This is a genomic window from Micromonospora sp. NPDC049044 (assembly GCF_040649215.1).
GTDB lineage: Bacteria > Actinomycetota > Actinomycetes > Mycobacteriales > Micromonosporaceae > Micromonospora.
Map to the genome: position 1 here is coordinate 185,649 of NZ_JBEZFA010000002.1, position 15,297 is coordinate 200,945.

Consider the following 15,297-nt stretch of genomic DNA (forward strand, 5'->3'; position numbering starts at 1 on the left):
TCACGGGTTGAGAGCAGAGTGGAACTTGTCCAACATCTGCTGCTGCTCTTCGTCGTTGACCTGATGCGTCGTACCCGACTTGTCGAGCAGGTCGGCGATGTTGTCCATCGCCGTCAGCAGCTTGACCGTGTCTTCGTTCCAGCGCGTCATCAGCGACTGGAAACCCGTGGACGCCTGACCCTTCCACGCCATGGCCAGGTCGTCGACGACGTTCCACAGCTTCTTCAGCTCGCCGTCGACCTCACTGCGCGTGGACCGCACGTCACTCGCGGCGGTATGCAGAGTCGAAGCTTCGACCTCGAACGCCATGCTTCACACCCTTCCGTCATGTTGTGGTGGCGGCTTCGCCGCACCCCTCCCCCGCGGCAAGGCAGCAACACCCCACCGACGGACACTCCAGTGAAGACCGTAGCGGAACCAGTCGAGCATCCGCAGCCCTGCTCGGCACCGTGCGATGGACGGCGGTGGATCGGCCCGACAGTCACACCACTCAGGACGGTTCGGACCACGCCGTCTGAATCAGTTGCTGGCCATCACGACGACGGATGAGGGTGCCCCGACCCGGCGGTTGCGGACTCGGGCGCAGAGTGCCGAACACGGCGCCCTCCTCCCGGTTGCCGGACATCAGCAGGCCCGGCGAGTCAAGCTCGCGCAACCGCTGTAGCACCGGCTCGTAGAGCGCCCTCGACACCCCGCCGACGCGACGCGTGACGATCAGGTGCAGACCGATGTCCCGGGCCTGCGGCAACAACTCCTGCAGCGAACTGAGCGGGTTGCTCCCGCCGGAGGCCACCAGGTCGTAGTCGTCCACCAGGATGTACAGGTCGGGACCCTTCCACCAGCTGCGGTCGCGCAACTGCGCGGTGGTCACGTCCGGGCCGGGCAACCGGTTGGACAGCGCGCTGCGGATCGACGCCAGCCCCTGGGCGAACGCCTGGTTGGACGGGGCGTAGTCGAGCAGATGGTCGCCCTCCACCGCGCCCAGCAGGCCACGCCGGTAGTCGGCGATGACCAGCCGCGCCTGGGCGGGCGTGTACCGCTCGGTGATGCCCCGGGCGATCAGCCGCAGCAGGTTGGTCTTGCCGCACTCGGCGTCGCCGAAGACCGTCAGGTGCGGCTCGTTCGCCAGATCCAGGTAGACCGGCGCGAGCGCCGACTCGTTGACACCGATCGGCAGACCTGGCGCCGACCGGTCGATGATCCGGGCCAGCTCGGCCACCGGCAACCGGCGGGGCAGCAGCCGCACCTTCGGAGCCGGACGACCCGGCCAGTTCGTGGCCACATGCCCGGCCAGGGCCAGCGACGCCTCGCTCAGGTCGTCGATGTCCCGACGACCGTCGAGCCGGGAGACGGCGGTGAGGAAATGCAGCTTGTCCCGGGTCAGGCCACGACCCGGCGACTTCTCCGGCACGTTCATCGCCGCGCGGCGGTCGATCTCGGACTCGGACGGGTCACCGAGCCGCAGCTCCAACTTGGTACCGAGCAGATCGCGCATGTTGATCCGGATCTCCGCCCACCGCACCGCGGTCAGCACCACGTGCACGCCGAAGCCGAGACCCCGGTTGGCGAGCGTGGTGATGGTCTGCTCCAGCTCCTCGTAGTCCTGGCGCAGCGTGTTCCACCCATCCACCACCAGGAACACGTCACCGAACGGATCGTCGGCGAACTCACCGGCCGCCCGACGACGGCGGTAACTGGCCACCGAGTCGATGCCGTGCTGGGCGAAGCGCGTCTCCCGGTCGTCGAGCACGGCGACCACCTCGGCCACCGTCCGGCGTACCGCCTCGACGTCCCGCCGACCGGCCACCCCGGCCATGTGCGGCAGGCGCTCCAGGCTGCGCAGCGCGCCGCCGCCGAAGTCCAGGCAGAAGAACTGCGCCTCCCGTGGGGTGTGGGTGAGCGCCAGCGAGGCGAGCAGCGTACGCAGCATGGTGCTCTTGCCACTGAGCGACCGGCCGACGATGACCACGTTGCCGCCGGCCCCGGCCAGCTCGACCATCATCGGGTCACGGCGCTGCTCGTACGGGCGGTCCACCACCCCGACCGGCACTGTCAGCCGCCCGCGCCCCGGCCAGGAGGCGGTGCACAGCCCGTAGGTCGGGTCGACGGCCAGCGGGCCGAGCAGCTCACCCAGACCAGGCGGGTCGGCCAACGGCGGGAGCCACACCTGGTGGGCCGGGCGGCCCCGCCCCTTGAGCTGACCGATGAGCACGTCGAGCATCGCCACGGCCTTGCCGTCGGCCGGCTGCTCGGGCTCCGGCGCGCTGTTCACCGGCATCTGCGGCGTCTGTGCCGCGATGAAGTCCAGGCCGTACGGCACGATCCGGCGCTGCACCAGCGCCTGCGACGCGGCGGCCTGTTGCCCCGGCGCCCGGTACGCCCCGGACACGTACGCGGCCCGGAACCGCAGCATGGTGCTGGTGTCCGTTTTCAGGTAGCCGTGGCCGGGCGCGTTCGGCAGCTCGTACGCGTCCGGCACCCCGAGCACGATCCGGCTCTCCACCGCCGAGAACGTCCGCAGACCGATCCGGTACGACAGGTGGGTGTCCAGACCCCGCAGCTTGCCCTCTTCGAGCCGCTGGCTGGCCAGCAGCAGGTGCACGCCCAGCGACCGGCCCAGCCGGCCGATCATCACGAACAGGTCGATGAAGTCGGGCTTGGCGGCGAGCAACTCGCTGAACTCGTCACAGATGATCAACAAGCTCGGCATCGGGGCCAGCGGCTCACCGGCCGCCCGCGCCTTCTCGTACTCGAAGCGGGACACGTAGTTGCCCGCCGCCCGCAGCAACTCCTGCCGGCGCACCATCTCACCGGCGAGCGCATCGCGCATCCGGTCGACGAGCGGCAACTCGTCGGCCAGGTTGGTGATCACCGCGCTGGTGTGCGGCAGCGCCTCCAGCGAGGCGAACGTCGCGCCGCCCTTGAAGTCCACCAGGACGAAGTTCAGCTCCTCCGAGGAGTGGGTCACCGCCAGGGCGGCCACCACCGTACGGAGCAGCTCGCTCTTGCCGGAGCCGGTGGCACCGATCACCAGGCCGTGGGGGCCCATGCCCTCGTGCGCGGACTCCTTGAAGTCGAGTTCGACCACGTTGCCGTCCGGGCCGACGCCGAGCGGGATCCGCAGCCGGTCCCGGTGACCGCGCGGTCGCCAGGTGTGCTGCACGTCCACAGTCGCCGCGTCGCCCACCCCGAGCAGGTCCGGCAGCTCCATGCTGCGCGCCAGCGGCTCATCGCTGCTGGTCTGCTGCTGGGAGAGGCGATAGGGGGCGATCTGCCGGGCCAGCCCCTCGGCCGCCTCGGCGCTGAGCCGGTCGGGGCGACCCAGCGGCGACGACGAGCTGCCCCGGACCAGGTCGAGTGAGTTTCCGTCGGCCACGTCCAGGCAGAGCAGCCAGCGACCGGCGTCGCGGGGCACCGTCCCGGACAGGTCGATCACCGTGGTGCCGAGCAGCCCCGGGCCCACCAGTTGGCAGGTCGGGGAGATCTCGCCACCGTCGATCACCACGACCAGGTGCGGTGCTGTGGTCAACGGCTTGGCCTCGGGCGCGAACCGGGGCCGCCCGGCCAGCTCGGCGGTGAGCGACTCCTCGGCCTCGGCCAGACTGGCGAAGACCAGCCGGCGGGCACCCGCGGCGTCCGTACGCCCGCGGTGGTGGGCGTGCGGCAGCCACTTCACCCAGTCCCAGGACGGCTGCCGGTCCGGCGCGGCGACCACCGCGATCACCAGGTCGTCCGGGGCGTGGAAGGTGGCCAGCTGCCCGAGCGCCGCCCGGGTCAGGTCGAGCACGGGCGTGCGGTCACCGCGCAACGCCACCCGACTGAACGCGCGCACCGACAACGCGGTCGGCAGCTCGGGAACTGTGGAGTGGGCGCGGACGAACCGGCGCAGCGCGATGGCGCTCATCGGCTCCAGGTCCTCCACCGGCTTCGTCTCCGGTGGGACGATCTCCACTGCCAGTCGCTGCGGGCCGAGCGCGATCCGGGTCTCGCCGAAGTCGTCCTCGGTGGTCCGTCGCTCCCACAGCCGCCGCGACGCGGCGATCGACCAGAGCGCGTCGGGCTCCGGGTGCCGCCAGGTCATCGCCGCCCGCTGCTGCTCCGCGGCCCGCCGGGTGCGCTTGCGCATCTGGGCCAGGTAGCGCATGTAGTCGCGCCGGTCGGCGTTCAGCTCGGCCTTGTCCTTGCCGCCGTTGTTGGCGAGCGAACCGATCGCCATGCCGAGCATCGAGACGCCGAAGAGGCCACCGGCGACGTACGTCATCATGCCGCCGCCCTTGCCGGCGTAGAGGAACGCCATCGCGCCGACCCCGCAGAACATCGGCAGGATCATGAGCAGCTGCCCCATCCCGCGGGGCGTCGGCTCGGGCAGCTCGGGAGGGGACTCCAGCAGCACCTCGCCGCGTGGTAGAGCCGGTCCCGGCTGACGCGAGAGCCGACGGAACACCACAGTGCTCACGGCTGTTTCCTCCCCAGAAGCGGCCTGCTGACGTGCCGCCGCGGACCGTAGCCCGCGGGTGGGCATCGTACGTGCCCGCCATCGTAGGTAATCTGCCGTGGGCGCGGTGGACCCGGAGCGCGGCATCGCGGCCAGCCGAGCACCGACGCACACCTGGAGGCCACTGTGGCGACGAAGACGGCGACCGGTGGGCTGAGCCGGATCACCATCGTGGCTCCGCGTACCCGGATGGATCTGGCACTGCCGTCGGACGTGCCGATGGCCGACCTGCTCCCCACCCTGCTGCGCTATGCCGGCGAGGACCTGGCCGACGAGGGTGCGCGGCACGGCGGCTGGGCACTGTCCAGATTGGGCGGTGCGCCGCTCGACGGTGGCCGTACCGCCGCGCAGCTCAGCGTCCGTGACGGTGAGGTGCTCTACTTCAACCCCCGGTCCGCGGCCGCGCCGGAGATCGTCTTCGACGACGTGGTGGATGCCGTCGCCACCGCTACCAACAACCGCCCCGGCGCCTGGCAGGTCGGTGCGACCCGCTCCTTCGCCGTGGTCTTCGCGGCGTCGGCGCTCGGTGCCGGTGCGCTCGCCGCCCTCTTCGCCGGCCCGCCGCACCTGCCCGGCGCACTGGCCGCCGTGCTGGTGGCGGTGGCCTTGCTCGTCGGCGCGGCGGTGCTGTCCCGGGCCGCCGCCGACAGCCGCACCGGCGCGGTGCTGGCCGTGGTCGCCCTCGGGTACGCCGCCGTCGGCGGACTGCTGCTGCTCGCCGGTGACCGGCCCCTCACCGAGTTGGCCAGCCCGCATGTGCTGCTCGCGGCGACCGCCGCGGTGGTTGCCGGCGCGGTCGCCGTGTTGGCGGTCGGCGACCGCTATCCGCTCTTCTTCGCCGCGATCGGGGTGGGCGCCGCCACCGGGATGGGCGCGCTGCTCTGCCTGGCGTTCGGCCTCGACGCGCCGGCCGCCGCGGCGGTGGTGGCGACTGTCGCCTTCGGCGTGGTGCCGGCCCTGCCGATGGTGGCCTACCGACTGGCGCGACTGCCGGTGCCCTCGATCCCGACCGGTCCGGAGGACCTGAAGACCGACAGCGAGTCGGTCGACGGCCGGCAGGTGCTCCAGCGCAGCGAGCGCGCCGACCAGTTCATCACCGGATTGTTGTGGACGGTCGCGGTGCTGGTGCTGGGTGCGCAGTTCGTGCTCGCCCTGGACGGCCGTGGGTCGGCGGTGCTGTTGTGCCTGGTGCTGGCCCTGCTGTCGATGCTCCGGGGCCGGCCGTTGCTGGGCCGCGCCCAGCGCACCCCAGTGCTGCTCGCCGGCACCGTGGGGCTGGGCCTGGCCGCCGCCGCCACGTTCGCCGGCGGGTCGCTGTCGGTGCGGCTCGGGCTGATCCTGGGCGGGCTGGTGCTGGCCGCCGTGGTCAGCCTGATCTACGGGTTGACCGTCGCCGGCAAGCGCATCTCGCCGGTCTGGGGTCGGCTGCTCGACATCGCCGAGATCCTGCTGATCATCGCGCTGGTCCCGCTCGCCTTCTGGGTCTGCGGCCTCTACGGCTGGATCGTCAACCTCCGGCCCTGACCGGCCGCGCCGGTCACTGCGGCTGCGGACGGGCGGAGACGCCGAGCGCCGACGCGACCGGAGCGGTGGCGTAGACGCCCGGCCCGTGCCGACCGTCCATGGGCCGGGTGGACGTGCCGGCTCGCTGGGCGATGTCGCGGACCACCTTGACCAGCGCCTCGACGTGGTTGTCCATCGCCGCGACCCGCAACAGCGGCGACGCCACCCGACCGTCCGCCGAGACCGTCACGGCCACCGTGTGCGACGGCGCGGAGGTCGCGGTGATCGCGTCCACGAGCGGGCCGAGCGGTACCTCCGCCCGACCGCGCAACACCAGGCAACGATGGGTCCAGCCACCGCCGCGCAGCCCGTGCCAGGTCTCCGTCGGCGCCTCCGGTCCCAGGTCCAGCCCGGCGGCCGAGACGATGGCGGCCCGCAACTCGTCCCGGTTGAGTGGCCGGTGGGCCAGCCCCGCCGAGGTCAGCGCCTTGCCCAGTCGACCGATTCCGGCGGCCATCGTGCGGTGCACCCCGGCGAGTCCACCGCCCCGGCTCACCGCCTCCGCGCGGGCATCGCCGACGGTAAGCCGTAGCGCCACCCAGACGGTCCGGTGCGCCGCCGGTGGCGCACCGGGCGCCGGGTACCACACCAGGGTGTGCGCGACCACCTGGCTACGGGAGACCGGGGCGCTGAAGTCCGCGAGCACCCGCACCACCCTGTCGACTGTGGACGCGGTCACCGAACCGACTGCCGCACCGCTAGCGGGCTGCACCGCGACGGCCGCGAACCAACCCCCGTCGTCGCGCCCGATACCGAGTCGCGTGCCGCGGTCGGTCAGCTCGATCACGCTCAGCTCGGGGGCGAGTGCCGCCAACCGCGGGTCGCCCGCCAGGCCGCCCCCCAGCGCCCCCGACGCCCGCTCGGCGCGCCGCCGCAGACGCCCACGCAACAGCAGGTCCTCGAACCACCAGAGGCCCCCACGACGGGCGAAGGTGGCCGCGACGACGAGCGCCGCCACGCCAGCCGCCACGCCGAGCAGCCAACTGGGCCCGGCCGACGCGGCCCAGACGCCGAGCACGCACAACTCAAGCACGACGAGCTGACCGACAAGCACCGGACCGAGCCGACCACGACCGGGTCGGCCGGTCGGCGCCGAACGCGCCACCACCTCGGTCTGGTCGGTGGCCGCTCGGGCGGGTCGCGCCTGAACCTGCGTCATCGCTGACTGTCCCTCCTGCACGGTACGGCTCTGCACCGGGGTCGGTCCGGTGCCGACCACGAACGGTGGTCCCGAGGAACCTCCGTCGGCCCCTTATCGTAGGGAAGCCCGCGACGGCACCCCGACCTGATCGTCGCGGAAACACCCCGCCGGAGGTAAGTCATGCGGACCCGCCGCGATCAGGTGCAGGCGTACCGCTTCGTCACCCGCCGGATCGTCTCCGCGCTGCTGTCGGGCGACCCGGAGACCACCAACCTCCCGATGCGACGGCTCGGCATGGCCGTCTTCGGCAGCGTCATCACCGCGGCCATCGTGCTCGGTGGGGTTGGTGCCTACGGCCAGTTGACAGGTAACACCGTGCCGCTGAAGGACCAGACCCTGGTCATCGAACGGGAGACCGGTGCGACGTACGTCTTCATGAACGGGCAGCTGCACCCGACCCTCAACTACACCTCGGCCCGCCTGGTGCTGAACCAGCCGGACGCCACGGCGCGGACGATGTCCCAGGCGGCACTGCGGGACCAGCCGCGCGGGCTCACCCTCGGCATCGTCGGGGCACCGGACGCCCTGCCGGACCGCAAGTCGCTCACCGGCCTGCCCTGGTCGGTCTGCGACGTGCCCGACCCGGTCGATCCCGCGCGATCAAGCACCCGTTTGGTGATCGACCGGGCGCTGCCCGGCGGCGTGCCGCTCGGTGACCGCGCGGTGCTCGTCGTGATGGACGATCAGCGGTACCTGCTCGCCAACAACTCCCGACTCCAGGTGCTCGACGGAGATCCGACGATCACCGCGCTGAAGATGTCCCGCGCCACTCCGCTCCGGGTCGGTCAGCAGCTGCTCAACGCCGTGCCGGCCGGGCCACCGCTGCGCAAACCGACGCTGCCCGGCGAGGGCGAGAGCAGCGTACGGAGGGTGGCCGGCCGGCCCGCCGTCATCGGTCAGGTGTTCAGCGCCGCCGGGCAGCACTACGTACTGACCCGCGAAGGTCTCGCCCCGATCAGTGAGATCACCGCGCTGTTGATGGTCCGCGGCGGTGGCCAGATCACCGACATCACCCCGGATCAGGCCGGCGAACTCTACGTCGAGCAGCGCGTCGACGAGGAGGGGCTGCCGACGGCGTTGCCCGCCGTCTACCAGGCCAGGCCCGGCCAGACCACGATCTGCGCGACGTACCGGGCGGGCAGCGCGGGCGGCCAGCCGACCACCACCCTCGAGGTCTTCGACCGGGCGCCGGCCGAGCTGACCGGGAGCGGTCCAGGCCCGGTGCCGGTGCCCCAGACCAGGCGGGACGCCGTCCGCACCGCCGAGGCGGTGCTGCTGCCCGGCGGCAAGGGCGTCGTCGCGCAGGCCTCGCCCGGTGCCGGGACCAGTGGAGCCGGCGCCGCCGGGTCGACGATCTACCTGATCACCCCGCAGGGCATCCGGTATCCGCTCGGCTCGGCGGCGACGCTTGACGTGCTCGGCTATGCCGGGATCACCCCGCTGGCGGTGCCCGGCTCGCTGCTCGCACTGATCCCGACCGGGCCCACCCTCACCCAGGAGAACGCTATGGCGGTCTTCGCACCCGACGCCCCGGCCCCGGCCGCACCGCCGGTAGCCGCGCCGCCGGCCGGTGGCGCGGGTGGCGGGACGCCGGCGGGATCGACCGGGGGCAACGGCTGAGCAGCCGTGACGGGTCGCACCGAAGAGCGGCGGTGGACTAACCTGAATGTCGCTGACGGTTGTCAACCAGAACGACGGGGATGTTGCCATGACCGGGCGTACGGAAGTTGACCTGCTGTCCCTTGAGGACTTTCACCATAACCTTGCTTCGCGGTTGAGCCAGGTCGAGTCGGTGCTGCGCAAACTCAACAGCGAGATGCAGTGCCGTCCACCGGCGTTGGGGTCGTTCTTCGACGCCACCGACAAGGCGCGTCGCTACACCGAAGTGCACCAGTCCTATGTGAACGAAGCCGAACGGATCCGGCAGGCGGTGCTGGCGGCGCAGCAGGCCACCAGCACGATTCTGACCAACTACCGCACCGCCGAGGCGCGTAACGCCGCCAACGCCACAGATGTGTCCGGGGCGCTGACCGGAGTCGATCGGGCGTTGCAGCCGAAGGAGAACGGCCGTGTCTGAGTACACCGCGCGCTACCAGGGCAGCAGCCATCAGCAGCTGTACGACGGCGTGATGGCCGGTAAGCCGGAGCAGATCGAGGGCGTCGCCGCCCAGTGGGCCGAGCTCAAGGGAATCCTCGACGGGCTCGGCCGGGAGTTGAGCGGCGACCTGGAGAAGCTCGGCAACACCTGGACGGGTTCCGCGGGTCGGGAGTTCCATCGGCGACTCAGCCTGATCGTGGCCCACTCCGACGCCCTGAGTGAGGGGATGGCGGGCATCAAGCAGGGGCTCACGATGATGGCCGACCATCTGCGCACCGCGCACAAGCAGGCCGAGAGCCCAGAGGAGACCGACGACAACGACAAGGCGATCTCCGGCACGATCAAGGGTGCCACCACCTTCGGTCTGCCCGGTGCGGTGGTCATGGGCTTCGTGGGCCACCAGCAGGACAAGCAGGAGCAGGAGAAGGCCCACCAGCGGATGGTCAACCTGGTGGCCGAGTTGGCCGACGGCTACGAGATGTCCGCGTACGACCGGGTGGTCGATCCGCCGCCGCCGGACCCGGACATCCCGAACCGGCTCAACACGGAGCCGACGACTCCGCAGAGCGTCGGGGCCGTCGCCAGGGCGAGCGCCGGGCCGGGCAGCAGTGGCGTCAGCGCGTACACCGGCGACGCGACAATCACGAAACTCGAACGCGCCGCCGCACCGCCGGTCGCCGGTGACGGCTCGGTCTCCGACCGGGGTGGCTCGGTCACCGCTGGCACGCCTGCCGTGGCCGCCGGTCCGCACGGCGCTGTCGGCGGCTCCGACCCGCGCGGCACCGTGCTCGCCGGTGCGGATCCGCTCGCCAGCACCGCACTGCTCACCGGTGGTGCCGCCGCCGGGCTGGCCGGCCTGTCCGGGGCGGCCCCGCTGACCACCGCCGTGAGCACCGGCCCCGGGCTGCTCTACGCGGCGCCAGGTGGATCACCCGCCGGCGGGGTCCTGCGCACCGCGGCGCTCGCCGGTTCGAGCAACAGCACCCCCACCCCCTCGGGCCGGCCGACCGGTGGGGCGCCCCCGGCCGAAGGGCGGTCCGCCAGCGGCATCGGCCGCAGCGTGGACGGCCAGCGTGGCGGCAGCGGTGGCCGGTCGGCGGCGACCGGTGGTTCGGGCTCCGGCCGCAACGGTGCCGGCGTGCTCGGCGGGCGAGGTCGCCCGGAGGACGACGACTCCGACGAGCGGCTGACCTGGTTGACCGAGGACGAGATGGTGTGGCACGACGGCAGGAACGCCGCGCCGCCGGTGCTCGGCACCGGCAACTGACCAATACCGCACAGGCGCACACGCGGTGCCCCCGGCCGGACCGATCCGGCCCGGGGGCACCGCCTTTTCCAGGTGTCGATCCCACCCTCCATAGTGCACAGGGTGGTGGCGGTCACGCCGGCCCGGGCCATCGTCGTGCTGCGGCCCGGCAGGGCAGGCGTTAGGTTGGTCGGGTGTCGTCCGCAGTGTTTGTCCGCCCGGCCCGTTGGGCTGTGCTGCGGTCACTGCGTGAGCTGACCCGTCTGGCGATCACCGCGCTGGTGCTCGCGGTCGGCCTGGGCGGCGTCCTCGCCGCGACCCCACCGCCCACCCCGACGCAGCTCCGGCCCAGTGCCGTGAGCAGCCGGGTGGCAAGTGTCCGTCCCGATGCCACGCCGTCCACCGAGCAGGCGGGCCCGCCCGCTGCCGTCCGCCCGGCTGGCCTGGCGGACACCACCGCGGCGACCGGGCTGGTCGCGGCGGGCATGGTTCCGGCCCCGGCCATCGATCCCGGCCGTGGCACCCCCGCGCGACGCGGCCCACCCGTCCGCTGATCCTGGCCCGGTGATCCCCGGGCCCCGGTCCCGGGCAATCCGTGGCAGCAGCTGAGTCGCCCCCGGCGGGATGCTCCCGTCACCCGGCTGACAGTTGCCGTCGGGCCCCTCCTACCACCCGTCGATACCCGCCTTCGACCGCGAGGTGCTGATCATGCAATCCCTCCTCTCCGCCGCCCTGCCCGATCTGTCCCGGGCTGCCGTCATCTGGCTGAGCCTGCTCGGGCTCGTCGGCGTCACCGTCGCCGCCCTGCTGCTCCGGCCCGGCCGGCTCCGCCTCGATCCGGTTGCCCGGATCCGCCGCGCGGCCATGCCGAGCCAACTCGAACAGGTGCAGGAGGAGCGTGAGCAGAGCCGGTACGCGCAGGAGGTCGCCGTGGCCGCGGCGCGGGCGACCACCACCGCTCAGCGCCGCCGAACGGAGTGGGTGGCCGCGCAGGAGGCGGTCGAGGCAGCCTGGCAGAGGTACGAGGAGGCCGAGGCGGCCGTCCGGCGACTCGACGCGGCAGCCGCCATGCCACTGCCGCAGACCGCCCGCACTCCCGCCGAGTACGCGGACCGCGAGCGCTACCTGCACCGGGCCGCGCTCGACGCGTACTGGCGGCGGGAGTTGTCGGTGGAGCAGCTCAGCGACGTCTTCGCGCACCGGGACGGCTGGGACCCTCGGCTGCACCCGGTCGCGCAGGAACTGGTGCTGCGGCGGGCGATCCGGGACAACCTGGCGGCCCGGCACGCCACGGCCCGCGAGCAGGAGCAGGTTGCCTGGCGGGCGGCCGAGCTGGCCGTGGCGGCGGCCCGCAGTCTGCGCGAGGAGGCCCACGCCGCCACCGGGCGACGGGTGGCGGAGTCGGCGTCGGTGCTGCCGCTGAGCGAGGTGGCCAAGCCGTCGGTCGAGCAGACCCGGGAGAACAAGGTCGCCGCCCGTGGCCGCGCGGCGGTGCCCGCGTTCTGAGCCGCGCGACTCCCGGTGGGTTAACGTGACGGCATGTCCCGACAGGCGTGGGTCCTCGTGGTGATCGCCGGCATCCTGGCGCTCGCCACGCTTGTCGGTGCCGTGGTGCTGGCGGTGCGGGTGGTGCGTACGCGCCGGCTGCTGACCGGGCTCGGCGCGGGCGGCAAGGTCGCCTTCTACGGCGCGCTGATCTACACGATCTTCCCGGTGGACGTGCTGCCGGATCCGATCTACCTGGACGACATGGGGGTCCTGGCCGCCGCGCTGATCTACCTCACCCGGCTGGTACACAAGCGCCGGGCAGCCGGCCGCCAACTACCCGGCCAACCGGATTCGGCGGTCGATCGGGAGCGGGCACGCCGTCAGGTGCCATGATCGGGGTCGGTTCGGTGAACAGGGGACGGGCATGGCGGGCGATCATCGGTTGGACGTGCACGACGAGCGGGTTGTCGCCTTCTGCGCGGAACGGCACCTCGCGACCCTGACCACGATTCGTGCGGACGGGACCCCGCACGTCGTACCGGTCGGGGTGACCCTCGACCCAGCGGCCGGGTTGGCCCGGGTCATCACCTCTGGCGGCTCCCGTAAGGCCCGCCAGGTGGCCGCTGCCGGCGCGGCCGGCGCGGCGGTGGCGGTCTGCCAGGTGGACGGCCGCCGCTGGCTGACGATCGAGGGCCGCGCGGTGCTGCGGTCGGATCGGGCCGCCGTGGCCGACGCGGAGCGCCGCTACGCCGAGAGGTATCGGACCCCCCGCCCGAATCCGGAACGGGTCGTCATCGAGATCACCGTCAACGGGCTGCTGGGCAGTTTGTGATTCCAGGCGGGCGACGCCCGTTTTGTCCGACTGTTTGGACCGGATGACCTTCCGCTTGTCGCCTGACCTCGGCTGACCACCCCGTAGCCGGGCCCGGCAGCGCGCCCGGAATCCGCGCCCACCGGCAGTCGTTGCACCTGGTCCGCGGCGCCCGCACCCCCGGACCGGCGGAATGCCCGCCATCGCAGAGCCGTTACCTACCCGGGACACCCAGGGCCGAGACCGGCCGCTGGTCGTCGCCGCGTGCTGAGCCGAGCGCCATTCCCGGTGCTGCTGCCCTCCGACGGTCGGAGGCGCACAACCCCCGAACGGAGACTCGACAATGAACCCGATCATCCAGAAGAGCGGACTGTCCGTCGTCGGCATGCTTGTCGCCGGGGGTTGCGCCCTCGGCCCGGCGGTAGCCGCCCAGGCCGCACCGGCACCGGCCGCACCGGCACCGTCGAGCCAGACCGATCGGTCCGCCGAGCGAGTCCTGAGCATCGACTACCAGGCTCAGCCCAACTTCTTCTACTGCGGCCCGGCCGCGACGCGGATCGCGTTGTCCGCCCAGGGCAAGACATTCACCCAGGACGCGGTGGCCAGGCTGCTGGGCACCACCGAGGCGGGCACCCCCTCGGCGCTGGACACCACCCGGGTGCTCAACGAACTGACCGGCGGCAAGTACCGGACCACTGAGATTCGTGACTCGGTGGCCCGCCCGGACCAGGTCGAGCAGTTGCGCCACAACGTGCTGGCCGCGGTGGACGCCGGCCGACCGGTGGTGGCGAACATCAAGGGCACAACAGTGGACGTCGACGGCAACCCGCACTCGTACGAGGGCGGCCACTACGTGGCGCTCGTCGGCTACCGCGACGGTGGCGACGCCATCCGGGTCGCCGACCCGGCCGACCCGGCCCTCGGCGAGTACTGGGTAAGCCTGCCCAAGGTCGCCAACTGGATCGCCGAGCGCGGCTACTCCGCCTGACAACCCGAACCGGTCACCGGGCCGGTCGCTCCCTCGCGGGGCGGCCGGCCCGGCTGTCGTCGCGCATCCGGGCGGCCAGGTGCGTACGACGACGAAACCGGGCGGCCCGGGTCGGACGGACCCGCCGCAGATGTCGTCGGACCGGTGGGTGGACTTCGGCCACGCCGACGCCGGCCGCCCGCCGCACGATCCGATTGGCGTCGTCGGGTTCGCAACCGGACGCCCGGAGCAGGTCACTGGCCGACGTCCGCAACCCGGTGACGAGCGACTCGCCGAACGACTTGAGCCCGCTCGCGGAGGCCCGCCCGGCCAGTTCGGCGCACTCCTCGACCAACCGGCGGGTGCACTTCGGGTCATCCCCCACCCGGCACTCCGTCCGCATTTTTTCCACCGCCTGACCCAACCGGCTCATCGCGTCCGGCAACTCGTGCGGGATGGGTTCGTCGTACTGCAGCGCGGTCGTCGCCCAGCGGGCCAGGGCGCGGGTGTCCAGCAGCAGCCGCTCCAGGTGGTCCGCGCTGCGGGCGTACCTGTGGTACTGCTCGCGGCGGTGCCAGCGGACCGGCGCGATGGTCACCACCTCCTCCGCGCCGCTGAGCGCGTCGTGCAGCCGACCCAGGTCGTCGTCGGTGTCACGCAGCCGCTCCAGGACGCGCAACGTCCCCTCCTCGTCGCGTTTCCGCAGCGCGCCGGCCAGGGCGTCGAGCTGCGCGCAGAGGGTCGCGTAGATCGGCGCCGCGGCCCGGTCCAGCACACGCATCGGGTTGATCGGCAGCAGCAGTGCTACCACCACCAGGCCGACCGCCCCGCCGACGAGCGCGTCGAAGATCCGGGGCAGTTCCAGGCCTCGTTCCATCGGCGCCAGCGTGGCGATCAGCACGGCGGTACCGCCGGCCTGGCCGACCAGCGGGCCGCCCTTGCCGGCCACCAGCAACGCGGCGGCGATGGCCAGCGCGACCACCACACCGGTCTGCCACGGGCCGGAGCCGAGCAGGAAACGCAGCGTGTCGCCGATGATGATGCCCAGGGCCACTCCGGCCAGCAGAGCGAAGGTACGCCGGGCCCGCTGTCCGATGGCGGTGGCGATCGTACCGACGGCGGCGGCGGGCGCGAAGACGTGCGATCCGGTGCCGAGCAGACTCTTGGCGAGCAGCGCGGCGATCGCGGCGGCCAGTCCGGCCTGGAGGGAGATCACCAGAGTGACCTCCCACTGTCGGGCCCGGATCCGGCCGGCCTGCCCGCTGCGGTGCCGCGCCCGTCGGACCGCCCGGCCGCTGCGCTGGGCGGCGTCGTCGAGCCGCGACTGCTCGCGGTCGGCGGGTGGACGGTCGTCGGCCATGGCGGCGGTTACCCCGACGGTGGCCGCCTGAACAGCGGGTCGCCGACGAATCCATCGGCGTCCGTAGG

The 15,297-nt window shown here is 72.5% G+C and carries 13 protein-coding genes; 9 read left to right on the plus strand and 4 right to left on the minus strand.

Going from position 1 to position 15,297, the window contains the following annotated elements; translation table 11 throughout:
• Both AB0B85_RS02405 and eccCa read right to left on the minus strand, forming a co-directional pair.
• Positions 1-309, minus strand: a complete 309-nt coding sequence (locus tag AB0B85_RS02405; RefSeq protein ID WP_357402700.1) for a WXG100 family type VII secretion target — start codon at positions 307-309, stop codon at positions 1-3.
• Positions 310-490: 181 nt separating this feature from the next.
• Positions 491-4,456, minus strand: a complete 3,966-nt coding sequence (gene eccCa / locus AB0B85_RS02410) for a type VII secretion protein EccCa (protein ID WP_357402701.1) — start codon at positions 4,454-4,456, stop codon at positions 491-493.
• Between the two features lie 165 nt (positions 4,457-4,621).
• On the opposite strand from eccCa, the gene eccD reads away from it, so the two are divergent.
• Positions 4,622-6,019: a type VII secretion integral membrane protein EccD gene (eccD, locus tag AB0B85_RS02415; protein WP_357402703.1), complete on the plus strand. Its 1,398-nt coding sequence runs from the start codon at positions 4,622-4,624 to the stop codon at positions 6,017-6,019.
• 13 nt (positions 6,020-6,032) lie between these two features.
• Here the strand turns inward: eccD and AB0B85_RS02420 are convergent, their stop codons facing one another.
• Positions 6,033-7,217, minus strand: a complete 1,185-nt coding sequence (locus AB0B85_RS02420; protein WP_357402705.1) for a type VII secretion protein EccE — start codon at positions 7,215-7,217, stop codon at positions 6,033-6,035.
• Between the two features lie 162 nt (positions 7,218-7,379).
• Between AB0B85_RS02420 and eccB the strand changes: the two genes are divergently transcribed.
• From eccB to AB0B85_RS02460, 8 genes are all read left to right on the plus strand, one after another.
• On the plus strand, positions 7,380-8,879 hold the full coding sequence (gene eccB, locus AB0B85_RS02425; RefSeq protein WP_357402707.1) for a type VII secretion protein EccB: 1,500 nt from the start codon (positions 7,380-7,382) through the stop codon (positions 8,877-8,879).
• Between the two features lie 46 nt (positions 8,880-8,925).
• On the plus strand, positions 8,926-9,336 hold the full coding sequence (locus tag AB0B85_RS02430) for a hypothetical protein (protein WP_357402709.1): 411 nt from the start codon (positions 8,926-8,928) through the stop codon (positions 9,334-9,336).
• Complete coding sequence (locus AB0B85_RS02435) at positions 9,329-10,624, plus strand: WXG100 family type VII secretion target (protein ID WP_357402711.1); 1,296 nt, start codon at positions 9,329-9,331, stop codon at positions 10,622-10,624. Before AB0B85_RS02430 ends, AB0B85_RS02435 begins: the two co-directional genes overlap by 8 nt.
• A 173-nt stretch (positions 10,625-10,797) precedes the next feature.
• Positions 10,798-11,157, plus strand: coding sequence for a hypothetical protein (locus AB0B85_RS02440; protein ID WP_357402713.1), 360 nt, complete (start codon positions 10,798-10,800; stop codon positions 11,155-11,157).
• 154 nt (positions 11,158-11,311) lie between these two features.
• Positions 11,312-12,109, plus strand: coding sequence for a hypothetical protein (locus tag AB0B85_RS02445; protein WP_357402715.1), 798 nt, complete (start codon positions 11,312-11,314; stop codon positions 12,107-12,109).
• 33 nt (positions 12,110-12,142) lie between these two features.
• Positions 12,143-12,484 (plus strand): YkvA family protein, encoded by a 342-nt coding sequence (locus tag AB0B85_RS02450; RefSeq protein WP_357402717.1) that lies wholly within the window; start codon positions 12,143-12,145, stop codon positions 12,482-12,484.
• A gap of 31 nt (positions 12,485-12,515) precedes the next feature.
• A complete protein-coding gene (locus AB0B85_RS02455) occupies positions 12,516-12,923 on the plus strand; it encodes a TIGR03618 family F420-dependent PPOX class oxidoreductase (RefSeq protein WP_357402719.1) in 408 nt (135 codons plus the stop codon).
• A gap of 322 nt (positions 12,924-13,245) precedes the next feature.
• A complete protein-coding gene (locus tag AB0B85_RS02460) occupies positions 13,246-13,890 on the plus strand; it encodes a C39 family peptidase (RefSeq protein ID WP_357402721.1) in 645 nt (214 codons plus the stop codon).
• A gap of 13 nt (positions 13,891-13,903) precedes the next feature.
• Here AB0B85_RS02460 and AB0B85_RS02465 read toward each other — a convergent pair whose 3' ends face one another.
• Positions 13,904-15,229 carry an FUSC family protein gene (locus AB0B85_RS02465; RefSeq protein WP_357402723.1) on the minus strand — a complete coding sequence of 442 codons (1,326 nt, stop codon included), beginning with the start codon at positions 15,227-15,229 and terminating at the stop codon, positions 13,904-13,906.
• Between the last annotated feature and the right edge of the window lie 68 nt (positions 15,230-15,297).

Coding starts and splice junctions, on each gene's coding strand:
- AB0B85_RS02405 (WP_357402700.1), bottom strand. CDS start 309: ATGGCGTTCGAGGTCGAAGCTTCGACTCTGCATACCGCCGCGAGTGAC.
- AB0B85_RS02420 (WP_357402705.1), bottom strand. CDS start 7,217: ATGACGCAGGTTCAGGCGCGACCCGCCCGAGCGGCCACCGACCAGACC.
- eccB (WP_357402707.1), top strand. CDS start 7,380: ATGCGGACCCGCCGCGATCAGGTGCAGGCGTACCGCTTCGTCACCCGC.
- AB0B85_RS02430 (WP_357402709.1), top strand. CDS start 8,926: ATGTCGCTGACGGTTGTCAACCAGAACGACGGGGATGTTGCCATGACC.
- AB0B85_RS02445 (WP_357402715.1), top strand. CDS start 11,312: ATGCAATCCCTCCTCTCCGCCGCCCTGCCCGATCTGTCCCGGGCTGCC.
- AB0B85_RS02450 (WP_357402717.1), top strand. CDS start 12,143: ATGTCCCGACAGGCGTGGGTCCTCGTGGTGATCGCCGGCATCCTGGCG.
- AB0B85_RS02455 (WP_357402719.1), top strand. CDS start 12,516: ATGGCGGGCGATCATCGGTTGGACGTGCACGACGAGCGGGTTGTCGCC.
- AB0B85_RS02460 (WP_357402721.1), top strand. CDS start 13,246: ATGAACCCGATCATCCAGAAGAGCGGACTGTCCGTCGTCGGCATGCTT.
- AB0B85_RS02465 (WP_357402723.1), bottom strand. CDS start 15,229: ATGGCCGACGACCGTCCACCCGCCGACCGCGAGCAGTCGCGGCTCGAC.